We start from the raw sequence: 15,090 nt of genomic DNA on the forward strand, positions 1-15,090 counted from the left end.
CGTATTCAGGTGGAGCATCCGGTTACCGAGATGATCACCGGCGTGGACCTCATCAAAGAGCAGCTGCGTATTGCTGCCGGTCAGCCGCTCTCCATCAGACAGGAAGATGTGGTGGTGAAAGGCCATGCGGTGGAGTGCCGTATCAACGCTGAAGACCCGAACACCTTCCTGCCGAGCCCGGGTAAAATCACCCGTTTCCACGCGCCAGGCGGTTTTGGCGTGCGCTGGGAGTCCCATATTTACGCCGGTTACACCGTACCGCCGTACTATGACTCCATGATTGGCAAGCTTATCTGCTTTGGCGAAACCCGTGACGTGGCGATTGCCCGCATGAAGAACGCCCTGCAGGAGCTCATCATCGACGGCATCAAAACCAACGTGGATCTGCAGTCCCGCATCATGAACGACGAGAAGTTCCAGCAGGGTGGCACCAACATCCACTACCTGGAGAAGAAACTCGGTCTGAACGAGAAGTAAACGCGGCGTATTCGCCAGAGGCTACGCTATCTGGCGAATACCGTGCCGGTGTGCAGTTGTACCGGCGGGCGGAAGAAATCCTCGTGGAGCACAACCTGGTTTCGCCCGCGCTTTTTCGCCATATAAAGTGCGGCATCCGAGGTGCTGTAGAGCGTCTCAAAATCACTCTCTTTCGCCCCAAGACTGACGCCAAAACTGGCGGTCACCAACTGTTGTGGCAGCACATCCAGCGGCGAGGCGTTCAGGGAGGCGTGAATATAGCTCGCAATAATCATTGCCTCTTCAATACGCGCTTCCGGCAGCAGGATGGTAAATTCTTCGCCCCCCACCCGGCCAATCGCTGCGCTCTCCGGCAGCGCACGCCGAATACGTGATACCAGCGAGCAGATGACACGGTCGCCCGTCGGGTGGCCATATTCATCATTGATTCGTTTGAAGTGATCGATGTCCAGTAGGATCAGCGCCACATTGGCCTGCGTCAGGGATTTGTTGATCTGATTAATGATGGCGCTGCGGTTAAAAACAGCGGTCAGGGGATCGTGGGTCGCTTCATACTCAAGCTGAGCCGCGAGCTTTTGCAACTGCTCGTTCATGCGATTAAGTTCGCGTTCAGCGCGATCGCTGCGGGTTATTAAACGATAGGATTCGCGGATCAAGCGCTGGTAGTGCTTTGCCACTGTCCACAATTTTTCACGGCAGAGATCGGCAGGAAGGTGCGTATCCGCCGCCGCCAGTCGAGCGTCTTCGAGTACGGAATATTCATCCCTGAAAAGCTCGTTAATATCTAACATTCGTTAAGATCCGGTATGAGAACAACAGCCAGAGAAGTGAAGTCGATACGTAACTCTTCACCGAATTCTTCGGAAATATCGTCTTCTGCGTCGTAGTACCAGTAGAGTTCACAGGGCGTACCACGTCTGGCAAACCCGTTCAGGCACTCAAAAAGTTCAAACAGCATCTTGGTGCTGGAGCTATTGAAATAGCTCAGAGCCACATGCAAACGAACGGGTTCGCTGCTGGCTGGCTTGTCCTGTAACCAGCCCTCAATCGCCTGTAACAGCGGGCGGAAAAATGCCGCCGCATTTTCAGGCCAGGCTTCACCTTTGAGCACCAGACGCTGCGCTGAAAAATCGAAATTCACTTCCGGCGTGGCCTGGGTCGCGGCCTGTTCAATGGAAGGGGGTAATGTCACTTCAGTCATGGCAAAAAGTCGCCTTTAAATGAAAGGCGGACAGCGAACTGGCCGCCAGAGGATGAATGCGATACTCCAGCGGAACACTGGTATCCCGCGCCATGGTCAACAAACCGATATTCGCCCCTTTGCTGGTGGCAGGCGCTTCGCTGCGTAATCCTTGCTTCCAGGCGTCGCGTATTTCCGCCTGCGTCATAGCACGCAACACTTCGAGGTTTGTTTTCAGCAGTGAGGATTCTTCCGGGCCCACCAGATTGGCGGTTTCAAGATAGTAATTTCCGTTGTCGGTATGAAAACAGAGTGAACCAAAGCGTAATTCTTCCTGGCCGGTACACATAAAACGTTCATCGGAGGAGTAGCGCACAATGTTCTGTCCCATCTCAATGAAGACGGAAAATAATTTGCGGCGCGTCACCGATGAGGATTCGTTTTTATCCAGCCAGGCGCGGATCACACTGCCCATCGACATAATATTCTGCTGGGAAAAATAGCCGGTATAAAAAAGCTCAACAGCGCTCTGGCGCTGGAGAGTAAACAGAGGTAACAGTACGGCCTCTTTGACCTGCAGGTCGTTAATTTTCATGGTGTTCATCGCCAGCTAAAACCAAACCATGTCATGTCGTCGCGCGACGGTTGCTTGCCCTGCCAGTCGGTCAACGCGGCCGTAAGTGCCCCGGAAACCACGGACATTGGCTGCCCACGTTGCTCGGTCAACAGTGACTGAATACGTTTTTTTCCAAACATTATGTCGCGCGGCCCGCCAATCTGATCCGTCACGCCATCGGTCACCAGCAAAAGCCGATCGCCAGGGCGAAGCGGGCGCTGATGGCGATGCCATTGATAATCCGCGGGCGTATCGGTATAGCCAATTCCTTTACGATCGTTATCCAGGGTGTAGGCCTCTTCATCGTCAACGCCCAGCATAAAGGCGTGCATACGGGCGCTGGACCAGATGAGTTGGGCATGGTGCGTATCAACAAATAACGCGATAGCGTCGCAGCCGTCGTTCGACTGGCTGGAGTCATCCGTGGGGTGCACCTGGCTCAGGGTCTGTTTGATGTAATCATTGATAATCGCCAGCAGGCGCTCAGGTTCACGGGCAGGGGCGAGACTGAGCGCTTTTTCCAGCGCAGATGAGAAGATAAAGGTCATAAAGGCACCGGGAACACCGTGACCCGTGCAGTCCGCCAGTACCAGCAACCAGCCATTTTCACAGGGCTGAAAGGCATAGATATCACCGCCGACGCAATCACGCGGGTGCCAGTAGAGGCACCAGTCCGCAAGGGTTTGTTCAATACTCTGACGCGAGCGACTCAGCATGGATTCCTGAATCACCCGCGCATATTCAATGCTTTGCATAATTTGCAGGTGCTGCTTGGCCTGCAGGTCTGAGACGGTACGAATCAAATCAAGACCTAAGCCAATGCCCATATACTGGTCGTTCTCCGTGAGGATAAAGCCCTCCGTGATGGCTTTATCACCGGTTTCGATAACGCGTTCGGCGAGGAAATCGAGCCCCGCTTTGGCATCAACGATCAGCGGTGTTTTATCCATAAAGGCAATGCAGCTTTTCTGGTCATAGAGTTCATGGAAAAACGGACGGCTCATCTGCGAGAGAAAAATATGGCGGTTGATCATGCCGATAGGGCGATTCTGTTCAAGAACGGGTAAACCAATTAAAGCTTTATGTTCATTGAACAGCGCCATCACCTGAAGGTTATTGGCATCCGCAGTCACGTGCGGAACGGCAAGACGGAGGGCACCCGCATTAAGTTGTCGCGATGAGAGAGGTAAGTCCATGATCCTGGATCGCTCCTTGATAAGAATAATCTTAGGATAGAGGCTGATTGTTGCGGATTTATTTCAAGGGGTTACCGATCCGGATAACGGAAGATTATTGTTCCCAAAGGCAAACCGTGACCGCTTTAGCGAGGTAAAAAAAAAGCCCGCACTTATGGCGGGCAAGTAATACTGGAAGCAATGTGAGCAATGTCGTACCGAATACCTGAGCGATTTGCTCAACTATTCGGTAATGAGAAAGATAATCTTTATCATCTTATCAATCAACCCCAAATTTAGTGCCGGTTTGAAATCGGCCGGATGCGGCTGGTAGCGCAACGGCGGACGTGGCACCCCCGTTTTTATTAACGTGCCGGCCTTTCTGCCACGTTAATGGCCAGCTGCCTGACTTTTATTTTCGGTCCTGCATTTCATTTTTCGTAAACCCGACCACGCGATAACGCTTGCCTGACCAGATAGAATGAGTATAGTTCTCATTCTCTTTAGTGTTATCGGGCGAGTCAGGATGGCTTTCCCGGATAAAAAGTGGGCATAAACGCTGACAGGGAACACTGAACAGAAGTGGCGAACGCACCAGGCCTGTGGCCTGCCCGTAACGCTTCTCACGTCACCTGCGTGATGCGCTTTTCGCCTGCCTTTTTGACTTTAATCGGTAAAGGATTTTCCCCATGAAAATGAAAACCTCCGCACTGGCGCTGATGTCCGTCATGATGCTGGCGGGCTGTACTGCTCAGTCGGCGCATCAGGCAAAACATCCCGCTGTCGCCCAACAGCCTGCTGCCAAAGCAGAGGCGGTGAAGGTGCAAAAACGCGATCTTGCCAGTGGCCTGTATGAAATGGCCCTTAGCCCGAAAGGGGATGCCCTTTATGTGGCGAGCGCGGAAGGTTTCAAAGATGTTCAGGGGGGTGTCATCTATAAACTCGACCCGACCAGCCTGAAAACCCTTGGTCTGACCCATACCGATCTGAAAAACTTCGGCATGGCTATCTCTGAAGACGGCAAAATCATCTATGTCACCAACTCCCTTGATGGCGGCGTGAGTGCGGTGGATACCGCAACCGGAAAGGTACTGAACCGTGTGCGCTTCCCGGAGCGTAATAAAGAGGGCTTCCCGTTCGGCGCACGTGAGATTTTGCTGCACAACCATCTCCTCTACGTTGGCGCGGTCGGCGACCCGGCACTGGTTTGGGTGGTGGACGCCAACACCATGAAGCTAAAAACCCGCATCAAAAATGCCGGCAAGTGGGTGACGGGGCTGCACTGGTCTGAACAGACGCAGCGCATTTATGTCGCTAACGGCGGCGGTGAAATTCTCGTGGTGAACCCGCGCACCAACCGCATTGAACAACGCTGGAAGCCTCTCGGCGACCAGCCTGCACTGCTGCTGAATATTGCCGAAGACAACGAGACAGGCCGTCTGTTTGTGACCGACAACGCCAAAGCGAAAACGACGCTGGTGCTGGATATTCACACCGGTAAGGTCATGAAAACGCTATCGGGCGATGCGCTGGCCGTCAAATTTAACCCGATACGTCATGAGATTTACATCACGCAACGTGAGTCCGGCAAACTGCTGAGTCTGGATGCCACCACCTACGCGGTGAAGAAAAGCTGGGATCTGAAGCCACACCCGAACAGCCTCCTGCTCACTGCTGACGGGCAGACGCTGTACGTCACCGTGAAGCAGGGTTTCAATAAAGATCACTCGACGAACGGCCCGGACAGCGTTGTCCGTATTCCGCTCAATTAATCAACGGGCCCGGAAACGGGCCTAACTTCTGTTTTAATCACGAGTTAACCATGAACGCTTACCCACATACCCCATTGCGCAAAACGTTACTGGCGTTAGCAATCGGTGCCGCTGCGCATTCTGCGACCGCTGCCACCACGGATGCCAACAGCAAAACCTCACCGGACGACACCATTGTTGTGCAGGCAACACCTGCAAGCGATTTCAACGCTGGTGGCGATGCGCTGGTCCCTGCTTATCTTGACGGCCAGGTGGCCCACGGCGGTCGTCTGGGCATGATGGGCGAGCAGAAGGCGATGGATGTGCCCTTTAACGTTATCGGTTACACCTCCAGACTGGTGCAGGATCAGCAGGCGAAAACCGTCGCGGATGTGGTCAGCAATGATGCGGGCGTGCAGGTTGTTCAGGGCTACGGCAACTTTGCGGAAACCTATCGTATCCGTGGCTTCAACCTGGAGGGTGACGACATGCTGTTTGGCGGTCTGCCGGGAGTGTTACCGCGCCAGGTGGTAGATACCCAAATGATCGAGCGCGTAGAGGTGTTTAAAGGGGCAAACGCCTTGCTGAACGGCGCAGCGTCAAGCGGCGTGGGGGGCATGATAAACCTTGAACCCAAACATGCAGAAGACGTGCCCGTGACCCGCGTGGGCGTGGATTATGGCACCCGTTCCCAGGTCGGCGGAACCCTGGATGTCGGTCGTCGTTTTGGCGATAACAATCAGTTCGGCGCGCGCGTTAACCTGGTGCATCGTGAAGGTGAGGCGGCAGCGGAGGATGATAAACGTCGCACGACGCTGGCCTCACTGGGCCTGGATTACCGTGGCGATCGTCTGCGCACCTCACTGGATGTGGGATATCAGAAAAAAACCTTCCACGGAGGCACGACCGGGCTGAATATCAGCGGTGTGGATTTTATTCCTGATGTCCCCGAACCGCGCAAAAACTTTGCCCAGAAATGGGGCTACAGCAACATTGAAAACGAATTCGGGATGGCGCGCGCCGAGTACGATCTGACCGATGACTGGACGGCGTATGCGGCCTATGGCGCGCAGCACGCCCATGAAGAGGGCATCTACAGCACGCCGAAACTCCTTAACAAAGAGGGCGATGCCACCGCCGGGCGGCTGGATACCAATCGCATCATGGACTCGTCGAGTGGAATGGGCGGCGTGCGTGGTCGCTTTGATACCGGCGCTGTCTCGCATGACGTCAACGTCGGGTATTCTGCGAACATCAAACGCGATAAAACCGCGTGGCGGATGGCGGGCAAAGGCGCGCCGGTCAATATTTATGACAATGACGATGTCGCCATTCCGGCAAATACCATTTTTGGCGGCAATTATCACGATCCGCTCACCACCAGCCGCACCCGTACTCAGGGCTGGCTCTTCAGCGACACCCTCGGGGTGCTCGATGACAGCCTGCGCTTTACCGCCGCGGCCCGCTACCAGAAGGTATGGGTACGTAACTACAGCAATGCCACGGGCGCAGAGACCACCGCGTCCCGCTATACCGAAGATCGCTGGATGCCGACTTTGGGTGTGGTGTATAAACCGCTGGAGAGCGTCTCCCTGTACGCCAACCATACCGAGGCGCTGCAGCCGGGCAGCACCGCACCGCGAGGGGCAGCTAATCAGTTTGAGTCCACCGGCATTGCCCACTCAAAACAGAATGAAGTGGGCGTGAAGACCGATTTCGGACGCATTGGCGGTACGCTGGCGCTGTTTGAAATCAAAAAACCGACCGCTATTCAGAACAGCAACACCAACGTTTACGCGCTTGATGGTGAGCAGCGTAACCGGGGTATTGAGCTGAACGTCTTCGGTGAGCCGATGCTTGGCCTGCGTCTGAACGGCAGCGCAACCTGGCTTGATGCTGAACTGACCAAAACGCAGAATGGGTTGAATAAAGGCAATACGCCAATTGGTGTGGCTAACTTCTATGCGGTTATCGGGGCGGAGTACGACATCAAACCGGTTGAGGGCCTGACGGCGACCGCACGTGTCAATCACACCGGTTCGCAGTACGCTAACAACGCCAACACCAAGAAACTGGACAGCTACACCACCCTCGATCTGGGCATGCGTTATCGTATGCGTCTGAATCAGGAGCAGAACGAGATGGTCTGGCGCGTGGGTGTGGACAACGTCACCAATGAGAAATACTGGGCCAGCGTCGAGGACAACGGTTCCTATATCTTCCAGGGGGAACCACGTACCCTGAAAGTCTCGATGAGTTACGATTTCTAAGTCTGACGCCGCTTTGCCGCGCAGGTAACAGGTTGGGCAAGGATGCCCGACCACACCTCTTCTGCCGTTTTTCCTCGTGCATCAACCTTCCTCTAAGCCAGTGGTCTGCACTCTGGCAGCATACCGGGGTGTTTTTTCTACTCCCCATCGTTAAAGTGAAGGTTCTGAATAACCCGCCTGAGAGCACACTGCCATGATTCATATCACCAGAGCCGATCCCTTATCGGTGGATTCCCGGACCCTCATCGAAAAATTGTCTGTCGCGCTTGCGACCCTCACCGGCAGCAGCGGGAAGCACTCCTTTAATATTGACGATGTGCAAGCAGACAGGGCGCTCTGGGTGCTGGCCTATGATGAGCAGGGTGTTGCCGTGGGTTGTGGGGCTATCCGTCCGTTGAGCGCAGAAACGGCGGAACTCAAGCGCATGTTTGCGTTGCACGCAGGGAAGGGGATTGGCTCATCGCTGTTGCGTTATCTTGAACAGGCGGCAAGAGAGTTGGGCTATCACGAAATGAAACTGGAGACCCGCCGCGTTAATCACCCGGCGGTGGCGTTCTATGAAAAGCAGGGCTACAGGCAAACCGGGAACTATGGGCGCTACATCGGCAGGCCGGAGGTGGTATGCTTTGTGAAAGTGCTGTAATGAAGGAAGTGGGGGATGTCCGTCATCACCGCCAGCGTGTAAAAGACGCACTCAATTTTCTACTGAACGGTTTTTAATCCAGTACTGCCTTACTTACGCAGCAATTTTTGCAGCCGTTTCTTTTGCCAGTCGGCAATCAGATTGCCAAAGATAAAAATACGCAGCCCACGTAGCAGAATCAGTGCGCCCCAGATGGCGGCGACCCACAGTGACCAGTGGCTTTGTGGCGATGTGGTGCGGTTGAGTACATAAAGGAGCCCGCAGACCATCACTGCCGTCAGCAGGCTGCGATAAAAACGGGTTTCTGCTTCAAGCTGGTTGCGGGCGCTGTGAATCCGCTGATCCACGGCCTCGTCATTTTTGCTTTCACGGTTTGCGCATAGCTCCGCGACGCTCACCTCAAATACCGCAGCTAACGCACTTAGCGTTTCCAGGCTGGGCTGTTCCTGATTTTCGATGCGTTGTACCGTGCGAACGCTGATGGCGGCCATTTCAGCCAGTTGCTCCTGGGACCAGGCGCGGGCGAGGCGGTAGGCTTTTACATTGTTGGTCATCATAAAGGATCTCCGTTTTGAACATAACCAAGCGTCGCTCAAATCGTAAAAAAGCAACACGACACGCACCCGACAGCAAGCTGACACGGACCTGACAGCGGGACTGGCGCGGTGAAGCGCCAGAATGTGCCTGCAAAAAATGACCGTCTCTCAGCGGCGAATGACGTTACTGGTCGTCAGCCTCCAGCGTGCCGCCAGACAGACGCAGGGTAGTAAGATCGTCAATAAAGTAGCGTTTTGATACCCGAAGGCTTGCAAACTCTTCTACCCCAAAGGCCTCGTGGTTAATACCCGTGATGGGCGTCATGCTGCCATTAAAAAGCGCTATCTGATAACCAGGTCTGACACCCGTCCCGGATAAACCCATACGCAGGAAAATTATTTAATCAGCTTCAGGCTGTTTTTTCATTTTCGCCAGCATACGCGCTGCACGTTCGATCTTTTCAATATGCTCTAAGTGAATGTCACCAACATTGCCTCCCAGTCTATACTCATTCCCGGCTCCGCATTTTATTTTATGATCAGGGCGTTAATCTGTTCATGACTGCAGGTGCCGGCGTGCTATGCCCGGATAATAATTTCGATACACTCTTCTGAAACTTCATACTTTTTGGCCAGCAGTTTTTTTGCCTGTTGGATGGTAATGCCGCTCAGGTCGGGTTCTGATGCTGACGCTTCGACAACGTTGGGCGGTGTAATGTCAACCGCAGGCATCTTATTGAAAACCAGCTTGTCCTCTTTAATGCCCAGCGCTTTCAAAGAAGAGTAGGCCACCGGGTTTCTGGCACCATCCCACATATCAGGAATGGCAAGGTGGGCATATTCACTGACCCTGATAAGCCACTTCTTCGGACGCGTACCGTCCCAGGCTGGTGAAGGAACGATGTCAGAGATTTTGCCAATAAAGAAAGCGTTTTTATGCGGGTCGGAGACGTCTCCCCAGTCATTATGCTGGTTATCGGCAGGATCCCGATTCTGCACGCAGACCACGTACTTACACCCTCTTGCACGCTTTTCATTGAGCACCCAGGCTTGAGAACCCCCTTCTTTGAGCATTCTGTCAAAGCCCCTGGCGGTAAATACAACGATCGCTGAATCTGTCATTTCATCCTCACGCTTTATTAAAAGTATGGTTAGATTATATAAATAAAAAATAGAGCGTCAATAGAATCTATAAAAACTATCATGACTATCACTCATGCCTTATGAACGAGCGATGCCTGATGGTAGGGGAGACCCTTTCCCTGGTCTTGCTACACCTTGCTGTAAGTGTTAAAAGGTGCGGCTTCATGACAACAAGAAAGGGGAAAGACGTGAAAAACGCGTCAATGGCATCTGAGCACTTCGCAGATGCCGCGTCGGAAACAGGGCCGACGCTGCAACGAGGACTTAAAAACCGCCACATTCAATTAATCGCCCTTGGCGGCGCGATTGGCACCGGATTGTTTCTCGGCATTGGCCCGGCAATCCAGATGGCGGGGCCAGCAGTGCTGCTGGGCTACGGTGTCGCAGGCATTATTGCCTTTCTGATTATGCGCCAGCTCGGTGAGATGGTTGTTGAAGAGCCGGTATCCGGGTCGTTCGCTCACTTTGCCTTTAAATACTGGGGGCCGTTTGCCGGGTTCCTGTCTGGCTGGAACTACTGGGCAATGTTTGTGCTGGTGGGAATGGCGGAACTGACCGCCGCCGGGATTTATATGCAGTACTGGTTCCCGGAGGTGCCGACGTGGATTTGGGCCGCAACCTTCTTCATCATTATCAATGCCGTTAATCTGGTGAACGTGCGCCTCTACGGCGAAACCGAATTCTGGTTCGCGCTCATCAAAGTCCTCGCCATTATCGGAATGATAGGCTTCGGCCTGTGGATGCTGTTTAGCGGCAACGGCGGAGAAAAAGCGAGCGTCGAAAATCTCTGGCGTTTTGATGGCTTCTTTGCCACCGGCTGGAACGGGCTGGTGCTGTCGCTGGCGGTGATCATGTTCTCCTTTGGCGGGCTGGAGCTTATCGGGATCACCGCAGCGGAAGCCAGCGATCCGCATAAATCTATTCCGAAAGCCGTAAACCAGGTGGTCTATCGCATTCTCCTCTTTTATATCGGTTCGCTGGTGGTACTACTGACCCTCTACCCGTGGGTCGATATCAAAGCCGACAGCAGCCCGTTTGTAATGATTTTCCATGATCTGAACAGTAACCTGGTGGCATCGGCGCTGAACTTTGTCATTCTGGTGGCCTCGTTATCGGTCTACAACAGCGGTGTTTACTCCAACAGCCGTATGCTGTTTGGTCTGTCAGTACAGGGTAATGCGCCTGCATTTTTAACGCGCGTCAGCCGTCGTGGCGTACCCGTGAATTCGTTGTTCCTCTCCGGGGCCATCACGTCGCTGGTGGTGCTGGTGAACTATCTGCTGCCGAAAGAGGCTTTTGGTCTGCTGATGGCGCTTGTGGTGGCCACACTGCTGCTGAACTGGATAATGATTTCGCTGGCACACCTCAAATTCCGTGCGGCCATGCGGCGTAAAGGCCGTGACCCCTTGTTTAAAGCGCTTATTCACCCGGCGGGTAACTATCTGTGCATCGCCTTTATGTTGATGATTCTGGCGCTGATGTGCACCATAGACGGTATGCGCACCTCTGCTATTCTGCTGCCGGTATGGATTGCCTTCCTGTTCGCTGCGTTCACACTCTCACGTCGTAAAGCCTAACGTGCTGATCTTTCGTCCCGCCGATCAGGGCGGGACGTTATCCCAACAAAATTTATCGTGACTGATCTCCCACTCCTGTTTCACTGAACAGGAAAATAATTTTGTAATCGATTACTTTTCATTTGATGGCGTTTGTAATCGATTACTTTTTTAGGGTGGGGCAAAAAAATGGTGTCAACAACCGAAAGTAGTGGAAGTCATGTTCAGCACCGACTGCTGGTTCCCCGGCTATCGCTGATGATGTTTTTACAATTTTTTATCTGGGGAAGCTGGTCGGTCACTTTAGGTCTGGTGATGACGCAGCACAACATGTCGCTGTTAATTGGCGATGCCTTCTCGGCGGGGCCTATCGCCTCGATTCTCTCGCCGTTTGTGCTGGGGATGCTGGTAGACCGCTTCTTCGCGTCGCAAAAAGTGATGGCGGTGATGCATCTGGCGGGGGCGGTTATTCTGATGTTTGTGCCTCAGGCGCTGGTCGCGGAAAATGGCTCGTTGCTGATTGCGCTGCTGTTTGGTTACACGCTGTGCTACATGCCGACGCTGGCGCTGACTAACAATATTGCGTTTCATAGTCTGTCGAATATCGACAAAACTTTCCCGGTGGTGCGCGTGTTTGGCACCATCGGCTGGATTGTGGCGGGTATTTTTATCGGCGTTACGGGCATCTCCTCCAGCGTGACTATTTTCCAGGTGGCGGCAGCCTGTTCTGTTCTGCTGGCGCTCTACAGCCTGACGCTGCCCCATACCCCCGCACCGGCAAAAGGGCAACCGGTCGCCCTGCGTGACCTGTTCTGTGCCGACGCCTTTGCGCTGCTGAAAACCCGCCACTTCTTTGTGTTTTCGCTGTGCGCGATGTTGATTTCAGTCCCGCTGGGCACCTATTACGCCTACACCGCCTCATATCTGGCGGATGCCGGGGTTGCGGATGTCAGTACCGCCATGTCGTTTGGTCAGATGTCTGAAATCTTTTTCATGCTGGTTATCCCACTGCTGTTCCGCCGTCTGGGTGTGAAATACATGCTGCTGATTGGGATGCTCGCCTGGTTTGTACGTTACGCCTTCTTTGCGCTTGGCGTCAGTGAAGAGGGGCGCTTCCTGCTCTATCTCGGCATTTTGCTGCACGGCGTCTGCTACGACTTCTTCTTCGTGGTGGGCTTTATCTATACCGACCGCGTGGCCGGGGAAAAGGTCAAAGGCCAGGCCCAGAGCATGATTGTGATGTTTACCTACGGTATTGGCATGCTGCTCGGCTCGCAGATTTCCGGTGCGCTCTATAACCGCCTCGTGGCGGGGCAGGCCATTCCCCAGGCCTGGGTGACCTTCTGGTGGATACCGGCCGTCGCGGCAGCGGTTATCGCACTGATTTTCCTGGTCTCGTTTAAATATAAAGACAGTGACCATGCATAAAAATTGGGAGACGCTATGAAAACCATTCAGGGGCCGGGCATTTTTCTGGCGCAATTTATCAGCGGGGAGCCTCCGTTTAACTCGCTCGTCGGGCTGGCGGGCTGGGCATCCGGGCTGGGGTTTAAAGCGCTGCAGATCCCCTGCAACCATCCGGCGATTTTTGACGTTGAGCGTGCCGCACAAAGCCAGACCTATTGCGATGAGGTCAGCGGGCTGCTGGCAGAGCATGGGCTGGTCATTAGCGAACTCTCTACCCATCTGGAAGGGCAGCTGATAGCCGTGCACCCGGCTTACGATGCCGCCTTTGATGGCTTTGCGCCTGCGTCGCTGCGCGGTAATCCGGCGGCACGTCAGGCCTGGGCGGTCGAAAAAGTGATGCAGGCCGCGGTGGCATCAAAAAATCTTGGTCTGAAGACGCACGCGACCTTCTCCGGGGCGCTGGCCTGGCCCTATTTTTACCCCTGGCCGCCGCACAATGCGCTGTTGCTTGAAGAGGCTTTTGACGAGCTGGCGCGTCGTTGGCTGCCGGTGCTCAACCGTTTCGACGAGCAGGGCGTGGACCTTTGCTTTGAAATTCATCCGGGTGAAGACCTGCATGATGGCGTCACGTTTGAGCGCCTCCTGACGAAGGTCGACCACCATCCGCGCTGTAACATTCTCTATGACCCAAGCCACTTGCATTTGCAGCAGCTTGATTATCTGGCGTTTATCGATATCTATCATTCACGTATCAAAGCGTTTCACGTTAAAGATGCGGAGTTTCGCGCCAGCGGGCGCAGTGGTGTCTATGGGGGATATCAGACCTGGGCCGACAGAGCGGGGCGTTTTCGATCACCGGGAGACGGGCAGATAGACTTTGGCGCGGTGTTCAGCAAGCTCACCCGCTACGGTTATGAGGGCTGGGCGGTGCTGGAGTGGGAGTGCTGCCTGAAGTCGGGTGAGGTGGGCGCGCGGGAGGGCAGTGAGTTTATTCGTCGCCACATTATCCCGGTTTCCGCCCACGCGTTTGATGACTTTGCCGCCGGGGCAGAAGACCGCGCAAGCGTGCGCAGGATGTTAGGTCTGGGAGAGGTTGAATGATTCAGGCAGGCATTATTGGCACCGGCTTTATTGGTCCGGCGCATATTGAGGCGCTGCGTCGCCTGGGGTTTGTCGAGGTGGTCGCCTTATGTGATGCGTCGCTGGCGAACGCCACGCAAAAAGCGCGTGCGCTGGGCGTTCCCCATGCCTATGGCAGCGTGGAGGACCTACTGGCTCATCCGGGACTTCAGGTAGTGCATAACTGCACGCCTAACCATCTTCACGCTGCGATTAACCGCCAGGTGCTCTGCGCCGGAAAACATCTTTTTTCCGAAAAACCGCTCTGCATGAACGCAGACGAAGCCCGCGAACTGGTGGCCTTAGCCGAAGAGGCGGGCGTGGTGCATGGCGTCAGCTTTGTCTATCGCCAGTTTGCGATGGTGCAGCAGGCTGCGAGCATGAACCGCAGTGGGAAAGTGGGGCGCCTGTTCTCGGTGTATGGCAGCTATTTGCAGGACTGGATGCAGCTTGAAACCGACTACAACTGGCGCGTGGATCCGTCAGTCGGCGGAGCCTCAAGGGCGGTGGGGGACATTGGTTCTCACTGGTGCGATACCCTGCAGTTTGTCACCGGAAAGCGTATCACGGAGGTGATGGCGGATTTGGCGATTGTCTGGCCGACCCGCCAGGTGCGCTCTTCTGCCGCGACGTTCTCATCGGCAGATGAGGGAGCGCAACGGGAAGCACGCCCGGTAACAACCGAAGATGCCGCCTCGGTCCTGCTGCGTTTTGATGATGGCAGCAAGGGCTGTTTCAGCGTTTCGCAGGTGAGCGCCGGGCGCAAAAACCGCCTCAGTTTTGAGATAAATGGTAGTGAGTGCTCACTGGGTTGGGACCAGGAGATCCCCCAGCAGCTGTGGATCGGGCATCGTCAGCAGCCGAACCAGATCCTCACCGATGATCCTGGACTGATGTCTCCGGACGTAGCCGCCAGCGCCCACTTCCCCGGTGGTCATATCGAAGGCTGGCCGGATGCCTTCAGGAACATGATGCTTAACTTCTACTCGGCAGTAAAAGTCGGCAAGATGCCTGCGCGTGAGCAGGCCCGGTTTGCCTCATTCCATGACGGCGCCAACGTGATGTTTATTATTGATGCCATTTTGCAAAGTCACGCTCAGCAAAAATGGGTAACGGTGGAGTATTGAGATGGATGTGCCTGCGGGCACGGACGGTCCCCTCTCTCTTGAGGGCTGAGGAATCCTCAGAAAAAATGTATGCACGGACAGTCCTCTCGC

The 15,090-nt window shown here is 54.5% G+C and carries 14 protein-coding genes and 1 pseudogene; 8 read left to right on the plus strand and 7 right to left on the minus strand.

The annotated features are described in order from the left end of the window. Positions 1-477: pseudogene (locus KXR87_RS21265) on the plus strand (acetyl-CoA carboxylase biotin carboxylase subunit); the annotation flags it as partial. Between the two features lie 26 nt (positions 478-503). Here KXR87_RS21265 and KXR87_RS21270 read toward each other — a convergent pair. Genes KXR87_RS21270 through KXR87_RS21285 form a run of 4 tightly spaced genes read right to left on the minus strand, consistent with a single transcriptional unit; the run spans position 504 to position 3,469 of the window. Beyond that, complete coding sequence (locus KXR87_RS21270; protein ID WP_437434203.1) at positions 504-1,268, minus strand: GGDEF domain-containing protein; 765 nt, start codon at positions 1,266-1,268, stop codon at positions 504-506. After that, the gene (locus tag KXR87_RS21275; RefSeq protein ID WP_437434204.1) at positions 1,262-1,678 is read right to left on the minus strand and encodes a DUF1987 domain-containing protein; all 417 of its coding nucleotides are present in this window, start codon (positions 1,676-1,678) and stop codon (positions 1,262-1,264) included. Before KXR87_RS21275 ends, KXR87_RS21270 begins: the two co-directional genes overlap by 7 nt. Beyond that, positions 1,671-2,252, minus strand: a complete 582-nt coding sequence (locus tag KXR87_RS21280; protein ID WP_437434205.1) for a SiaB family protein kinase — start codon at positions 2,250-2,252, stop codon at positions 1,671-1,673. Before KXR87_RS21280 ends, KXR87_RS21275 begins: the two co-directional genes overlap by 8 nt. A gap of 5 nt (positions 2,253-2,257) precedes the next feature. Beyond that, the gene (locus tag KXR87_RS21285) at positions 2,258-3,469 is read right to left on the minus strand and encodes a SpoIIE family protein phosphatase (protein WP_437434206.1); all 1,212 of its coding nucleotides are present in this window, start codon (positions 3,467-3,469) and stop codon (positions 2,258-2,260) included. Positions 3,470-4,137: 668 nt separating this feature from the next. Here KXR87_RS21285 and KXR87_RS21290 point away from each other — a divergent pair. The 3 genes from KXR87_RS21290 to KXR87_RS21300 all read left to right on the plus strand — a co-directional run bounded on the left by KXR87_RS21290 (position 4,138) and on the right by KXR87_RS21300 (position 8,112). Then, positions 4,138-5,220: a YncE family protein gene (locus KXR87_RS21290; RefSeq protein ID WP_437434207.1), complete on the plus strand. Its 1,083-nt coding sequence runs from the start codon at positions 4,138-4,140 to the stop codon at positions 5,218-5,220. A 50-nt stretch (positions 5,221-5,270) separates the two neighbouring features. After that, complete coding sequence (locus KXR87_RS21295) at positions 5,271-7,469, plus strand: TonB-dependent receptor (protein ID WP_437434208.1); 2,199 nt, start codon at positions 5,271-5,273, stop codon at positions 7,467-7,469. Between the two features lie 193 nt (positions 7,470-7,662). Continuing rightward, a complete protein-coding gene (locus KXR87_RS21300; protein WP_437434209.1) occupies positions 7,663-8,112 on the plus strand; it encodes a GNAT family N-acetyltransferase in 450 nt (149 codons plus the stop codon). Between the two features lie 89 nt (positions 8,113-8,201). Here KXR87_RS21300 and KXR87_RS21305 read toward each other — a convergent pair whose 3' ends face one another. The 3 genes from KXR87_RS21305 to KXR87_RS21315 all read right to left on the minus strand — a co-directional run bounded on the left by KXR87_RS21305 (position 8,202) and on the right by KXR87_RS21315 (position 9,770). Next, positions 8,202-8,669, minus strand: a complete 468-nt coding sequence (locus tag KXR87_RS21305) for a helix-turn-helix domain-containing protein (RefSeq protein ID WP_437434210.1) — start codon at positions 8,667-8,669, stop codon at positions 8,202-8,204. Positions 8,670-8,832: 163 nt separating this feature from the next. Next, positions 8,833-8,973, minus strand: a complete 141-nt coding sequence (locus KXR87_RS21310) for a hypothetical protein (protein WP_437434211.1) — start codon at positions 8,971-8,973, stop codon at positions 8,833-8,835. Between the two features lie 254 nt (positions 8,974-9,227). Further along, on the minus strand, positions 9,228-9,770 hold the full coding sequence (locus tag KXR87_RS21315; protein ID WP_437434212.1) for a hypothetical protein: 543 nt from the start codon (positions 9,768-9,770) through the stop codon (positions 9,228-9,230). A 209-nt stretch (positions 9,771-9,979) separates the two neighbouring features. Between KXR87_RS21315 and pheP the strand changes: the two genes are divergently transcribed. From pheP to KXR87_RS21335, 4 genes are all read left to right on the plus strand, one after another. Next, positions 9,980-11,368: a phenylalanine transporter gene (gene pheP / locus KXR87_RS21320; RefSeq protein ID WP_437434232.1), complete on the plus strand. Its 1,389-nt coding sequence runs from the start codon at positions 9,980-9,982 to the stop codon at positions 11,366-11,368. Positions 11,369-11,536: 168 nt separating this feature from the next. Beyond that, on the plus strand, positions 11,537-12,775 hold the full coding sequence (locus KXR87_RS21325) for an MFS transporter (protein WP_437434213.1): 1,239 nt from the start codon (positions 11,537-11,539) through the stop codon (positions 12,773-12,775). A 15-nt stretch (positions 12,776-12,790) separates the two neighbouring features. Beyond that, positions 12,791-13,855: a sugar phosphate isomerase/epimerase family protein gene (locus KXR87_RS21330; protein ID WP_437434214.1), complete on the plus strand. Its 1,065-nt coding sequence runs from the start codon at positions 12,791-12,793 to the stop codon at positions 13,853-13,855. Continuing rightward, positions 13,852-15,000: a Gfo/Idh/MocA family protein gene (locus KXR87_RS21335; protein ID WP_437434215.1), complete on the plus strand. Its 1,149-nt coding sequence runs from the start codon at positions 13,852-13,854 to the stop codon at positions 14,998-15,000. The genes KXR87_RS21330 and KXR87_RS21335 overlap by 4 nt, the downstream gene beginning before the upstream one ends. Positions 15,001-15,090 lie beyond the last annotated feature (90 nt).

Origin of the sequence: Yokenella regensburgei, assembly GCF_051486985.1 — a bacterium.
In the GTDB taxonomy this organism is placed as follows: domain Bacteria; phylum Pseudomonadota; class Gammaproteobacteria; order Enterobacterales; family Enterobacteriaceae; genus CBFFRJ01.

What these genes read in the sequence shown, in the direction of transcription:
- KXR87_RS21270 (WP_437434203.1), bottom strand. Translation starts at nt 1,268, where the DNA reads ATGTTAGATATTAACGAGCTTTTCAGGGATGAATATTCCGTACTCGAA.
- KXR87_RS21275 (WP_437434204.1), bottom strand. Translation starts at nt 1,678, where the DNA reads ATGACTGAAGTGACATTACCCCCTTCCATTGAACAGGCCGCGACCCAG.
- KXR87_RS21280 (WP_437434205.1), bottom strand. Translation starts at nt 2,252, where the DNA reads ATGAAAATTAACGACCTGCAGGTCAAAGAGGCCGTACTGTTACCTCTG.
- KXR87_RS21285 (WP_437434206.1), bottom strand. Translation starts at nt 3,469, where the DNA reads ATGGACTTACCTCTCTCATCGCGACAACTTAATGCGGGTGCCCTCCGT.
- KXR87_RS21290 (WP_437434207.1), top strand. Translation starts at nt 4,138, where the DNA reads ATGAAAATGAAAACCTCCGCACTGGCGCTGATGTCCGTCATGATGCTG.
- KXR87_RS21295 (WP_437434208.1), top strand. Translation starts at nt 5,271, where the DNA reads ATGAACGCTTACCCACATACCCCATTGCGCAAAACGTTACTGGCGTTA.
- KXR87_RS21300 (WP_437434209.1), top strand. Translation starts at nt 7,663, where the DNA reads ATGATTCATATCACCAGAGCCGATCCCTTATCGGTGGATTCCCGGACC.
- KXR87_RS21305 (WP_437434210.1), bottom strand. Translation starts at nt 8,669, where the DNA reads ATGATGACCAACAATGTAAAAGCCTACCGCCTCGCCCGCGCCTGGTCC.
- KXR87_RS21310 (WP_437434211.1), bottom strand. Translation starts at nt 8,973, where the DNA reads ATGACGCCCATCACGGGTATTAACCACGAGGCCTTTGGGGTAGAAGAG.
- KXR87_RS21315 (WP_437434212.1), bottom strand. Translation starts at nt 9,770, where the DNA reads ATGACAGATTCAGCGATCGTTGTATTTACCGCCAGGGGCTTTGACAGA.
- KXR87_RS21325 (WP_437434213.1), top strand. Translation starts at nt 11,537, where the DNA reads ATGGTGTCAACAACCGAAAGTAGTGGAAGTCATGTTCAGCACCGACTG.
- KXR87_RS21330 (WP_437434214.1), top strand. Translation starts at nt 12,791, where the DNA reads ATGAAAACCATTCAGGGGCCGGGCATTTTTCTGGCGCAATTTATCAGC.
- KXR87_RS21335 (WP_437434215.1), top strand. Translation starts at nt 13,852, where the DNA reads ATGATTCAGGCAGGCATTATTGGCACCGGCTTTATTGGTCCGGCGCAT.